The organism is Pseudomonas sp. Wu6 (assembly GCF_019891515.1).
Lineage (GTDB): Bacteria > Pseudomonadota > Gammaproteobacteria > Pseudomonadales > Pseudomonadaceae > Aquipseudomonas > Aquipseudomonas orientalis_A.
In genome coordinates this window covers 19,472-32,654 of sequence record NZ_JAFLXH010000016.1, presented here as the reverse complement: position 1 = coordinate 32,654, position 13,183 = coordinate 19,472, and the positions used below count along the sequence as shown (strand labels likewise).

The 13,183-nt window shown below is 61.9% G+C and carries 8 protein-coding genes; 5 read left to right on the top strand and 3 right to left on the bottom strand.

The window, feature by feature from the left end:
- Positions 1–192: 192 nt before the first annotated feature.
- Positions 193–432, bottom strand: coding sequence for a DUF3203 family protein (locus tag J1G34_RS13205; protein WP_065885315.1), 240 nt, complete (start codon positions 430–432; stop codon positions 193–195).
- 122 nt (positions 433–554) lie between these two features.
- Here J1G34_RS13205 and J1G34_RS13200 point away from each other — a divergent pair, with 122 nt between their 5' ends.
- Positions 555–1,046, top strand: coding sequence for an MgtC/SapB family protein (locus J1G34_RS13200; RefSeq protein WP_065885316.1), 492 nt, complete (start codon positions 555–557; stop codon positions 1,044–1,046).
- Here the strand turns inward: J1G34_RS13200 and J1G34_RS13195 are convergent.
- On the bottom strand, positions 1,024–1,200 hold the full coding sequence (locus J1G34_RS13195; RefSeq protein WP_163001629.1) for a hypothetical protein: 177 nt from the start codon (positions 1,198–1,200) through the stop codon (positions 1,024–1,026). The genes J1G34_RS13200 and J1G34_RS13195 overlap by 23 nt on opposite strands.
- Positions 1,201–1,405: 205 nt before the next feature.
- On the opposite strand from J1G34_RS13195, the gene J1G34_RS13190 reads away from it, so the two are divergent.
- The 4 genes from J1G34_RS13190 to J1G34_RS13175 all read left to right on the top strand — a co-directional run bounded on the left by J1G34_RS13190 (position 1,406) and on the right by J1G34_RS13175 (position 10,968).
- On the top strand, positions 1,406–3,394 hold the full coding sequence (locus J1G34_RS13190) for an alpha-1,4-glucan--maltose-1-phosphate maltosyltransferase (protein ID WP_222994172.1): 1,989 nt from the start codon (positions 1,406–1,408) through the stop codon (positions 3,392–3,394).
- A 145-nt stretch (positions 3,395–3,539) separates the two neighbouring features.
- Complete coding sequence (gene treS / locus J1G34_RS13185; protein ID WP_222994171.1) at positions 3,540–6,887, top strand: maltose alpha-D-glucosyltransferase; 3,348 nt, start codon at positions 3,540–3,542, stop codon at positions 6,885–6,887.
- Positions 6,884–9,121 carry a 1,4-alpha-glucan branching protein GlgB gene (gene glgB / locus J1G34_RS13180; RefSeq protein WP_222994170.1) on the top strand — a complete coding sequence of 746 codons (2,238 nt, stop codon included), beginning with the start codon at positions 6,884–6,886 and terminating at the stop codon, positions 9,119–9,121. Before treS ends, glgB begins: the two co-directional genes overlap by 4 nt.
- Positions 9,122–9,840: 719 nt before the next feature.
- Entirely contained in the window at positions 9,841–10,968 is a 1,128-nt protein-coding gene (locus J1G34_RS13175; protein WP_122463949.1) for a GGDEF domain-containing protein, read from the top strand.
- Here J1G34_RS13175 and J1G34_RS13170 read toward each other — a convergent pair.
- Positions 10,947–13,151 (bottom strand): GAF domain-containing protein, encoded by a 2,205-nt coding sequence (locus J1G34_RS13170; RefSeq protein ID WP_222994169.1) that lies wholly within the window; start codon positions 13,149–13,151, stop codon positions 10,947–10,949. The genes J1G34_RS13175 and J1G34_RS13170 overlap by 22 nt on opposite strands.
- Between the last annotated feature and the right edge of the window lie 32 nt (positions 13,152–13,183).

Genomic DNA, 13,183 nt, shown 5'->3' with positions numbered 1-13,183 from the left:
GCGGCGCGCTGTTTGCGTAACAGACTCAGGTTGGCGGTTAAAAAGCGGATCAGATGGCAAGCCGCGCCTTGATGCGAGACCCTGTAGGAGCGAGCTTGCTCGCGAAAAACCCACAGGCACCGCGGTCTTGCAGGAAGCACGCGTAATCGTTGAGGTTTTTCGCGAGCAAGCTCGCTCCTACAGAGGCATCGATTAAATGACCGAACCCGGTTCGTCGGCCTTCACATGCTGGCGTCCGTCATGGGCACCCGCGACGGTGAGTGCATCGGCCTCGGCTTCGGTGATGTAGATGCGTTCAGCCGCCAGTTCCACGTACGACATGGATTTTTCGCTATCGGTCACGATATTGACGCGGGTCGCAGGCACGCTTTGTTCCTGGCCATTGTCATTCAGCGTGAAATAACACAGATGGTTGTCGATACGGATAGGCATACCGGTCTCCTTTTCATGGGCTCTGATCATTTAGGAGCCAATGAGCATTGAGGGTTCCACGCAACTGACTGACGGTCGCCGCTGTCCATCTTCTATCAATAATCACAAAAAGGATGGCATTGATGGACGCTTGGCTACATGAAGCATGGCTAACCCTGCAGGCTGAGTTTGCCGATATCGGCGACGCCCGGCAGGTCACCCAGATTACCGTGCGCCTGCTGATGGCCGCGATCCTCGGCGGAATCCTGGGGTTTGAACGCGAGAGCAAGGGCAAGGCCGCCGGCGTGCGCACCCACATGCTGGTGGCGCTGGGGGCTGCACTGTTTGTGATGGTGCCGCAGATGTCCGGCAATCAGGCCGATGCCATGAGCCGGGTGGTGCAGGGCGTGATTGCCGGGATCGGCTTCCTCGGGGCCGGCACTATTATCAAGGGCAAGGATGAGGACGCCGGCCACGTCAAAGGCCTGACCACCGCCGCCGGGCTGTGGATGACCGCTGCGATTGGGGTCTCGGCCGGTTTGGGTCGGGAATCGACAGCGGTCCTGAGTACGTTGCTGGCCTTGGTGGTGTTCAGCGTGATGCCGAAAATCGTCAAGCGTTTCGAGAAGGACTGACGATAACCGGCGGCATGGTGGTTGGCGGCTCCTGCACCGGTGGCGGCTCGTTCTCCGGCGGTTCCTGTTCCGGAATCGGTGCAGGCTCGGTGGGTGGCAGGGTCGGGTTGTCGATATTCGGGTCGGGCGTCTCTGCCGGGATCGGGATAGTCATGGGTGTGGCCTCCTTTGTGCTTTGCTCTATCGGTGGACAGCCACGGGAGGGAATTGATTCCCCGCCCGGTGGCGACATATCCGCCTGAACTTTTGCCCGCACCCCGGGCTCGGACCTAATACGGGCCTGCTCAGGGAGTGCGCCGCCATGTTACGAATTCGGATCAAGCACAGAGCGTCCACTGGGCGTAAGGGGAATATGCTCGATGACTGCTGAAACACTGGTTCCAGAACATTCCTTATTGCCGTTGTCCCAGGCACTGCTGTTACCCAGAATCGCCATTGAAAGCACCATGCCGGTGATTGACGGCGGCGAATTTGCCGTCAAGGCGGTGGTGGGCCAGCAGGTCAATGTCACCAGTAAAGTGTTCGCCGATGGTCATGACAAGCTGGCGGTGTTGGTGCGCTGGCGCCCGCTGGGGCAGGAAAACTGGCACAGCGTGGTCATGAATGATGTGGGCAACAACGGCTGGGAAGGTGCGTTTACCGTCACCACCCAGGGGCCCCATGAATTCTGCATTGAAGCCTGGATCGATACCTTCGCCAGCTTCTGCTATGAACTGCGTAAAAAGCATGAAGCCGGAGTGCCGGTCAGCCTGGAGCTGCAGGAAGGCCGCAGCCTGGTATTGCAGGCCGCCGAGCGCAGTGACAACGAACTGCGCGATCGCTTGATGCTGCTGCACCACGAACTCTCCGGCCTGCTGGAAACCGAGCAGGTCGCGCAGTTCCTGCACGAAGACAGTGCACACCTGATGACCCAGGCCGACCACCGTGCCTATTTGAGCATCAGCACGGTGTACCCGATCGACGTGGAGCGCGAGCGTGCCCAGTTCGCCAGCTGGTACGAGCTGTTTCCCCGCTCGATTACCGATGATCCGGCCCGTCATGGCACCTTCAACGATGTGCATTCACGCCTGTCGATGATCCACGACATGGGGTTTGACGTGCTGTATTTCCCGCCTATCCATCCCATCGGCCGCAGCCATCGCAAGGGCAAGAACAACTCCCTGACCGCCGGTCCCGACGATCCCGGCAGCCCTTACGCCATTGGCAGCGAGGAGGGCGGACACGAAGCGATTCACCCGCAACTGGGTAGCCGCGAGGATTTCCGCCGCCTGGTCAAGGCCGCCGCCGACCACGGCCTGGAAATCGCCCTGGATTTCGCCATCCAGTGCTCCCAAGACCACCCGTGGCTCAAAGAGCATCCGGGCTGGTTCAACTGGCGCCCGGACGGCACGATCAAATACGCGGAAAATCCACCGAAAAAGTACCAGGACATCGTCAACGTCGACTTCTATGCGGCGGACGCCATCCCCGGCCTGTGGACCGAACTGCGTGACATCGTGGTGGGCTGGGTGGAAGAGGGCGTGAAGACCTTTCGCGTGGACAACCCGCACACCAAGCCGCTGCCGTTCTGGCAATGGTTGATCAGCGACGTGCGCAGCAAATACCCGGAAGTGATCTTCCTCGCCGAAGCCTTTACCACCCCGGCCATGATGGCGCGCCTGGGCAAGGTCGGTTATTCCCAGAGTTACACCTATTTCACCTGGCGCAATACCAAGGCCGAACTGAGTGAGTATTTCACCCAGTTGAACCAGTCGCCATGGCGCGAGTGCTACCGCCCGAACTTCTTCGTCAATACGCCGGACATCAACCCAGGCTTTCTGCATGAGTGCGGCCGGGCGGGCTTTCTGATCCGCGCCGCGCTGGCCACCATGGGCTCGGGCTTGTGGGGCATGTACTCCGGGTTTGAACTGTGCGAGTCCGCACCGGTGCCGGGCAAGGAGGAATACCTGGACTCGGAGAAATACGAGATCCGCCCGCGCGACTTCACCGCACCCGGCAACATCATTGCCGAGATCGCCCAGCTCAACCGCATCCGCCGCCAGAACCCGGCGTTGCAGACGCACCTGGGGCTCAAGCTCTACAACGCCTGGAACGACAACATCCTGTACTTCGGTAAGCGCAGCGAGGACGGCAGCAATTTCTTGCTGGTGGCCGTCAACCTCGATCCGCACAACGCTCAGGAAGCGCACTTCGAGCTGCCGCTGTGGGAGATGGGCCTGCCGGACGATGCCCAGACCCAGGGTGAAGACTTGATGAACGGCCATCGCTGGACCTGGTATGGCAAGACTCAATGGACCCGACTGGACCCGCAAATGCCGTTCGGAATCTGGCGCATCACTGCTCAATAGACGAGTGGAGAACAGAGTGTGGGAGGGGGCTTGCCCCCGATTGCGGTGTATCAGTCACCGAATCACCAACTGAGCCACCGTCATCGGGGGCAAGCCCCCTCCCACATTGATGGCATTTGCGTCTGCAGCATTTCAGGAGTTTCAAATGGCGAAGAAACCCAACGCAGCCACCTTCATCAAAGACCCGCTCTGGTACAAGGACGCGGTGATCTATCAGGTGCACGTCAAATCCTATTTCGACTCCAATAACGATGGCATTGGTGACTTTCCCGGGTTGATCGCCAAGCTCGACTACATTGCCGACCTTGGCGTCAACACCATTTGGCTGCTGCCGTTCTACCCCTCGCCGCGCCGCGATGACGGCTACGACATCGCCGAATACCGTGGCGTGCACAGCGACTACGGGACCATGGCCGACGCCAAACGCTTTATCGCCGAGGCCCATAAACGCGGGCTGCGGGTGATTACCGAACTGGTGATCAACCACACCTCCGACCAGCACCCCTGGTTCCAGCGGGCGCGCAAGGCCAAGCCGGGCTCGGCGGCGCGGGACTTCTACGTCTGGTCCGATGACGAGCAGAAATACGACGGCACGCGGATCATTTTCCTCGACACCGAGAAGTCCAACTGGACCTGGGACCCGGTGGCCGGCCAGTACTTCTGGCACCGTTTCTATTCGCACCAGCCGGACCTCAACTTCGACAACCCGCAGGTCATGAAAGCGGTGCTGTCGGTGATGCGCTACTGGCTCGACCTGGGCATCGACGGCCTGCGCCTCGACGCGATTCCCTACCTGATCGAGCGTGACGGCACCAACAACGAGAACCTGCCCGAGACCCACGGGGTGCTCAAGCAGATCCGCGCCGAAATAGACGCCAATTACCCTGATCGCATGCTGCTGGCCGAGGCCAACCAATGGCCCGAGGACACGCAACTCTACTTCGGTGACCGCAAGGGCGACGACGGCGATGAATGCCATATGGCCTTCCACTTCCCGTTGATGCCGCGCATGTATATGGCGCTGGCCCAGGAAGATCGTTTCCCCATCACCGACATCCTGCGCCAGACCCCGGAGATTCCGGCCAATTGCCAGTGGGCGATCTTCCTGCGCAATCATGATGAATTGACCCTGGAAATGGTCACCGACAAAGAGCGCGACTACCTGTGGAACTACTACGCCGCAGATCGCCGCGCGCGTATCAACCTGGGCATTCGCCGACGCCTGGCACCCCTGGTGGAGCGTGACCGGCGCCGCGTGGAACTGCTCAACAGCCTGTTGCTGTCGATGCCCGGCACGCCGACCCTCTACTACGGCGACGAAATCGGCATGGGCGACAACATTTACCTGGGCGACCGCGATGGCGTACGTACGCCAATGCAATGGTCCATCGACCGCAATGGCGGCTTTTCCCGCGCCGACCCGGCCAGCCTGGTATTGCCGCCGATCATGGACGCGCAGTACGGCTACCAGTCGGTCAACGTCGAAACCCAGGCCCAGGACCCGCATTCATTGCTGAACTGGACGCGGCGCATGCTGGCGGTGCGCAAGCAGTCCAAGGCGTTCGGTCGCGGCAGCCTGAAAATGCTCTCGCCGAGCAACCGCCGCATCCTGGCGTATACCCGTGAATACACTGGGGAGGACGGCCGCAGCGAAATCATCCTGTGCGTGGCCAACGTCTCGCGCAGCGCCCAGGCCGCGGAACTGGACCTGTCCGCGTTCGCCGGGATGGTGCCGGTGGAGATGCTGGGCGGTAACGCCTTCCCGCCCATCGGCCAGCTGAATTTCCTGCTGACCCTGGCGCCCTATGGCTTTTATTGGTTCGTGCTGGCGGCGGAAAACCAGATGCCCAGCTGGCATGTGGAACCGGCCCAGAGCATTCCCGACTTCACGACATTGGTGTTGAAAAAACGTATGGAAGAGTTGCTCGAAGAACCCGGTCGCACCACCCTGGAACAGACCTCGTTGCCGGCCTGGCTGCCCAAGCGCCGCTGGTTCGCCGGCAAGGACGCCACCATCGACAGCGTGCATATTGCCTATGGCGTGCGCTTCGGCGATGCGCAGCATCCGGTGCTGCTCAGCGAAATCGACGTCACCAGCGCGGGGCAGACCAGCCGCTATCAATTGCCGTTCGGTTTCCTCGGCGAAGACCAGCTCACCAGCGCCTTGCCGCAGCAACTGGCATTGGCGCGGGTACGCCGCAGCCGCCAGGTGGGGCTGGTCACCGACGCGTTCAGCCTCGAACATTTTATTCGCAGTCTGATTCAAGGCATGCAGGCCGCTACCGTGCTCAATTGCAGCGAGGGTGACCTGCGCTTCGAGGCGACCCCGCACCTGGCCGCCTTGCAACTGACGGACGAATCAGCGGTGCGCTACCTGTCTGCCGAGCAGTCCAACAGTTCGGTGGTGGTCGGCGAGAGCCTGGTGCTCAAGTTGATCCGCAAAGTCAGTGCCGGGGTCCACCCGGAACTGGAGATGAGCGCCTACCTGACCGAAGCCGCCTACCCGAACATTTCGCCGCTGATGGGCTCGATGAGCCGGCGCGACGCACAGGGCGAGGACAGCCTGCTGATGATTGCCCAGGGCTATCTGAGCAACCAGGGCGATGCCTGGAGCTGGACCCAGAACAACCTCGAGCGGGCCATTCGCGACGAGTTGGCCGAAGCGATGTCCGAACAGGAGCAGCACTACAACGCCCTCGGCGAGCTGGCGGACTTCGCCGGCCTGCTCGGTCAGCGCCTGGGTGAAATGCACGTGGTGTTGGGCGCGCCCACCCAGAACAAGGACTTCAAGCCCGAAGTCACCTCGGCCAGGGACACCCAGGCCTGGTCCAAGGACGTAGGCGCGCAGATCGAACGTGCCTTGCACTTGCTCAAACTAAATCAAAGCCAGTTGAACCCCGCCGATCAGGCGCTGGTCAGTGAATTACTGGCGCAGAAAAAAGCCATCGGCAGCCACGTCCAGGCATTGGCGAAGGCCACGCTGGGCGGATTGCGGATTCGCGTCCACGGTGACTTGCACCTGGGCCAGGTATTGGTCGTCAAGGGCGACGCCTATTTGATCGACTTTGAAGGCGAGCCGGCGCGACCGCTGCATGAACGGCGAGGCAAACACAGCCCGTACAAGGATGTCAGCGGGGTGTTGCGCTCCTTTGATTACGCAGCGGCGATGGCCCTGAATGTGCAGGGGGTTGATCATTCGCCGGAGGCGGACGCCGCGCGTCGGCGTGTGACCGAGCGTTACCTGAGTGAAGCCCGTCAGGCATTTACCCAGGCTTATCAGGCAGCGACGGCTACACTGGCGCATGACTGGCAGGATGCCAATGGCCAGGACGCCGCGCTGACCTTGTTCAGCCTGGAGAAGGCCGCGTACGAAGTGGCCTACGAAGCGGAAAATCGCCCGAGCTGGTTGCCGGTGCCCTTGCAAGGGTTGCACGGTTTGCTCAGCGGGCTTACACCTGAATCGAAAACTGCACGCGGTGGGGAGACGTCATGAGTTTTACGCATAAAGAACCGCTGCAGCCCAAGTTGACTGCAATGCCGGCATCCAGGGACGTCGAAGCGCTGGTGCGCGCCGAGCACCCTGATCCATTCTCGATCCTTGGGCCGCACGATGATGAGCAGGGCGGGCAGTTTATCCGTGCGTTCCTGCCTGAAGCCCTGAGTGTCCAGGTCCTGGCGCGTGACGGCGGTGAGCCGATCGGCAGCCTCGACGCGACCCAGGTGCCGGGGCTGTTCGTCGGGCACTTCGGCACGCGCCAGGATTACCTGCTGAAGATCCAGTGGGCCGGCGGCGAGCAGATCACCGAAGACCCGTACAGCTTCAGCCAACTGCTGCTCGGTGAAATGGACCTGTACCTGTTTGCCGAAGGCAACCACCGTGACCTGGGCAATTGCCTGGGCGCCCAGGTCACCACGGTGGACGGCGTGCAGGGCGTACGGTTTGCCGTGTGGGCACCGAATGCCCGACGCGTTTCGGTGGTCGGCGATTTCAACGTCTGGGACGGTCGCCGTCACCCGATGCGCCTGCGCCATCCTTCGGGCGTGTGGGAAATCTTCGTCCCGCGCCTGCAACCGGGCGCGGCCTACAAATATGAAATTCTTGGCGCCCACGGCATCCTGCCGCTCAAGGCCGACCCCATGGCCCTGGCCACCCAACTGCCGCCGGATACCGCCTCGAAAGTCGCTGCGCCGTTGCAAGTGCAGTGGCAGGACCATGAGTGGATGCAGGCGCGTGGCGACAAACAGAAACCCACCGCGCCGCTGTCGATCTATGAGTTGCACGTCGGGTCCTGGCAGTGCGAGCTGGACGAAGCGGGCGAAGTGTCACGCCAATACGGCTGGCGCGAACTGGCCGAGCGGCTGATCCCCTATGTGGAGCAATTGGGCTTCACGCACATCGAACTGATGCCGATCATGGAGCATCCGTTCGGCGGTTCCTGGGGTTATCAGGCCTTGTCCCAGTTCGCGCCGAGCGCACGCTTCGGCTCGCCGGAAGATTTCGCCTACTTCGTCGACGCCTGCCACCGGGCTGATATTGGCGTGATCCTCGACTGGGTGCCGGCGCATTTTCCTACCGACACCCACGGCCTGGCGCAATTCGACGGCACTGCGCTGTACGAATACGCCAACCCGCTGGAGGGTTTCCACCAGGATTGGGACACGCTGATCTATAACCTGGGCCGCACCGAGGTGCACGGTTTCATGCTGGCGTCGGCGTTGCACTGGCTCAAGCATTTCCATATCGACGGCCTGCGCGTGGATGCGGTGGCCTCGATGCTGTATCGCGACTATTCGCGCAAGGCCGGTGAGTGGGTGCCCAACCGCCACGGCGGCCGGGAGAACCTGGAAGCCATCGATTTCCTGCGCCATCTGAACGACGTGGTCGCGCTGGAAGCGCCGGGTGCGCTGGTGATTGCCGAGGAATCCACTGCATGGCCAGGCGTGAGTCAAAGCACCCAGCAAGGGGGCCTGGGCTTCAACTACAAATGGAACATGGGCTGGATGCACGACTCGCTGCATTACATCCAGCAAGACCCGGTCTACCGCGCCCATCATCACAACGAACTGAGTTTCGGCCTGGTGTATGCCTGGTCCGAGCGCTTTATCCTGCCGATTTCCCATGATGAGGTGGTGCACGGCAAGCACTCGCTGATCGACAAGATGCCCGGCGACCGCTGGCAGAAATTCGCCAACCTGCGCGCCTACTTGAGTTTCATGTGGATGCATCCGGGCAAGAAGCTCTTGTTCATGGGCTGCGAATTCGGCCAGTGGCGCGAGTGGAATCACGACCAGCAACTGGACTGGTACCTGCTGCAATACCCGGAACACCGTGGCGTGCAAAAACTGGTGGGCGACCTGAACCGCCTGTATCGCGAGGAACCGGCGCTGCACGAGCAGGACGACGCGCCCCAGGGCTTCCAGTGGCTGATCGGTGACGACGCCATCAACAGCGTCTACGCCTGGCTGCGCTGGAGTAAAGACGGCAAGCCGGTGCTGGTGGTCGCCAACTTCACGCCGGTGCCGCGTGAGGCCTACGCCGTCGGCGTGCCGTTTGCCGGGCGCTGGAGCGAAGTGATCAACAGTGACGCCGATATGTACGCCGGGTCCAACTACGGTAATGGCGGTGCGGTGCAGACCGTGGATGAACCTCGCCATGGTCAGCCGGTGTCGCTGTCGTTGAACCTGCCGCCCCTGGGCGTGCTGATTCTGCGGCCACAAGAGTCATAGGTATCCAAACAAGGCTGCGGCGCCAAACGTAACCACGATGCGAAGCGAGGCGCTGTTGATCTTAGGCGCCCCGTTAAACCACGCTGGCCGAACGCAGGCTTGAATCCGTTGGCAACCCGGCATGACGCCGAGTTAGCCGCACTGGGCAAGGGATGACCCATTGCGGCGGCCCGGAGGACGCCATCGGGGGCAAGCCCCCTCCCACATGTGGACCGGAGTCGACACAAAATACCGGTCGGCTCTAAGGCCGCCGCGCTTTTGATCTTGATCTCAGGCGCCCCGTTAAACCACGCTGGCCGAACGGAGGTTTGAATCCGTGGGCAACCCGGCAGGACGCCGGGTTAGCCGCACTGGGCCATGGATGGCCCATTGCGGCGGCCCACGGATTCAAGCCTCCGTTCGGGCACACCGAGCATTAGCGAGGTGCCGAGTGGTGGGGCAAGAGCGTTTTGCTTACTTTTGCGCTTTTCAAAAGTGAGCCGCTGTAAAAGCGGAACCCATTGCAGCCGTTACCGCAGAAAACGGATATGTACTCGGTCCAATCCAACATCCTGGTCGGCCCTGAGGCCGCCATCGGGGGCAAGCCCTCTCCCACATTTGGATTGCAGAGCATCCGCTCAGAAGGGTTAAACGCTCTAGCACGCAGGATCCTGTTGTCCGGGCTACTGGCAGGGTGCCACAATGGCGCCTCTGTCGGAGCAGCCAAACAGGCGAATCGCATGCATAGCCTTGGGCATGGGCAAGACCCGGACCACGTCATCGAAGAACAGGTGCGAACCGACCGTTTGCATCAGCTGTTTCGCCAGTCATTCTCGGCCATCTTTGGCGCCTGCCTGGCCGCCATCATGCTCTGCTGGCTGTGCTGGGAGCGTTTCGATCACCAGGTCATGGTGGTCTGGCTGGTGCTGCTGGCGGGTTCCTCACTGGTGCGCCTGCAGCTGTTCCTTGAATGGTTCCGCTGCCCCAACAGCGAACGCACGCCCGCGCGCTGGGAGCGTCGTTACTGGCTGACACTGATGCTGTCGGCGGGGATCTGGGGCGGCGGGGCGCTGGCGGTGATGCCCGTCGATGACCGCCTGTCCCAAGTGCTGGTCATGCTGTTTGCCGTGGGCATGTCGGTCAGCGCAGTGTCGTGCTATTCGGCTTATCGCTCCATGTCGCTGGGGTCCATGGGCCTGGTGCTGCTGCCGTGTACCCTGTGGCTTTTGTTCCAGCCGTCGCCGATGCAGGTGGGCGTGGCGCTGGCGGTGTTGGTGTTTTCCTCCTTTGTAGTGGGCGCCACGCGCAAGCTCTCCGATGCCCTGGAAAAAGCCTTTCGCCTGACCCGCCAGATGGAACGTGCGCACACCCTTTCAACCCACGCCGCCCAGACCGATGAACTGACCGGGTTGATGAACCGTCGTGCCTTCTTCGAGCGTGCCCAGGCGCTGTACGCCCAATGCCATCGCGAGCAGCAGCCGTTGTGCGCGCTGATGTTGGACATGGATCACTTCAAAAGCATCAATGACACCTACGGTCATCAGACCGGCGATCAGGTGTTGCGCCAGATTGGCGGCGTGATCAGCGCCTCGTTTCGCCAGGTCGATGTGTCCGGTCGTCTGGGGGGCGAAGAATTCGCAATATTGCTGCCCAATACGTCTCTGGAGACCGCGCGCAGCATTGCAGAGCAACTGGTCCAGGCCATTGGCGACCTGCGCGCCGACCCGGTGCAGGGGCTGAGTGCCAGCCTGGGCCTTGCATCGACCCACGCCGAGCCGCTGGACCTGAATGGCTTGATGGACAGCGCCGACAAGGCGCTGTACCGGGCCAAGGCGCTGGGGCGTAATCAGGTCGCCGTGGCGGGCTGATCCTTGGCCATGGCCCTGGCTAACGCCCGCGCGACCTGTTCGGCGGAGTAGGGTTTGGCGAGGAACTCAAAGCCCTCGTACCCATTGTCCGCCAGTTCTTCGCTGTAGCCCGACACGAGCACCACCGGCAGGTCCGCACGGCGCTGACGCAGCAGCCTGGCCATGGCGACACCGGTCATCCCCGGCATCACCACATCCGAAAAAATCGCGTCGAAAGCCTCCGCGTCTTTGCCGGCAAGTGTCAGCGCCTGTTCGGCATTGGTCGCCCAGGTGGTCTGGTAACCCAGGTCCTTGAGGATCTGGCAGGCGAAACGTCCTACCTCAAGGTTGTCTTCGACGATCAGCACATGCCATTGGGTAACGTCCTGCGGTGGTAGCAGCGCTGGATGCTCGGCCTGCGGTGGTGCGACTTCGCCCTCCACCTGGGGCAGGTACAGGGTGAACACCGTACCCAGCCCGAAGGTACTGGCCACATCGATATTGCCGCCCGATTGCTTGGCAAAGCCGAAGACTTGCGACAAACCCAGCCCGGTGCCCTTGCCCACGGCCTTGGTGGTAAAAAACGGTTCGAAAATGCGTTCGAAAGTCTCGCTGGAAATACCGCTGCCGGTGTCGGCCAGGGAAATGCACAGGTGAGGCAGGCGCGACCCGGCGTCACCGCGAATACGCGGCAGTGGCTGCTGCCCGATGACCTTGATGGTCAGGGTGCCCTGGCCGTTCATCGCGTCGCGGGCATTGAGCGCAATGTTGATCAAGGCGGTTTCGAACTGGCTCGGATCGATGCGTGCAAAGCAGGGCTGATCGGGCAATTGCACCTGCACTTGAATGCGTGCGCCGGTAACGCTTTCGAGCATCTCGCCGATGTTGCGCACCCGTTGGCTGACGTCGAACACCTGCGGGTTCAGCGGCTGGCGGCGGGCAAAGGCGAGCAGTTGGCTGGTGAGCTTGCTGGCGCGCTCGACGGTATCGGACACCGCCCACATGTAGCGTTGCCGGCGTTCTTCCGACAGCCCCGGCTGGCGCAGGAAATCCACGGAGGAGCGGATGATCGTCAGCAGGTTGTTGAAGTCATGGGCGACGCCGCCGGTAAGCTGGCCGATGGCCTCAAGCTTTTGTGACTGGCGCAGCGCGGCTTCGGCCTGGGCGAGGGCGCGGGTGCGTTCTTCCACGCGCTGCTCGAGGGTCGCATTGAGTTCGGTATAGGCCGCCAGCCCCGCACGCACCGCGGCATCGGCGCGTACGCGTTCGATATGTGCCCAGGAACGTTCGGTGACTTCGCCCAGGAGGGCCAGGTCATAGGGCGACCAGTAGCGGGGTTGTCTGTCGTGCACGGCCATCAATGCGGTGAGGCGGCCGTCCTTGATCAGGGGCATGCAGAGGGTCGCCGTCACGCCGAGCGCCTGGAAATTCGCGGCTTCATGGGCCGGCAATTCGAGCACGTTATTGCGGATCACCAAGGGCTCGCCGGCCCGCAGGCAGGTCATCGCGCGTTCACCGAACGCGGCCAGGCTGTAACGGCCGACGATGCTCGGCGAGCCTTGCGCCGACCAGTCGCCGCGAATGGTAAAACCGTCCTGATCGTCTTCCATGTCGGCGTAGGCACAAATCGACACTTGCAGGTGTTTGGCCAACAAGCGGGTGGTCGAATTCATGATGGCTTCAGCGTCGGTTGCAGTGGCGACGCTGCTGCCGATAGCCTCCAGCACCGCCAGGCGCCGGGCGAGAAACACCGTGGCAGTGGTTTCCGTGACGGTATCGAGCAACCCGACCACCCGACCCTGGGCATCCCGAATCGGGCTGTAGCAAAAGGTGAAATACGCTTGTTCAGGGGCCTCGCCACGCTGGATCAACAGCGGAAAGTCTTCGATATAGGTGGCCTGACCGGCGAACGCGGTGTCGGCGATAGGGCTGATGTCATCCCAGACTTCGTGCCACACGTCGCTGAACGGACGGCCCAGGGCATCGGGCTTGTTACCCAGGATCGGCACGAAGGCGTCGTTGTAGAGGGTGATCAGCTGCGGCCCCCAGACGATGGCCTGGGGGAAGCTGGAGGCGAAGCACAGCGCAACGGTGGTCTTCAACACGTCCGGCCAGTGTTCAAGCGGCCCCAGGGGCGAATGGGTCCAATCATGCCGACGAACCCGCTCTGCCATTTCGCTGCTGCCTTGCAGCCAATTCATCATTGGGTTCACACCTTTTTCGCTACGCGTAGTTA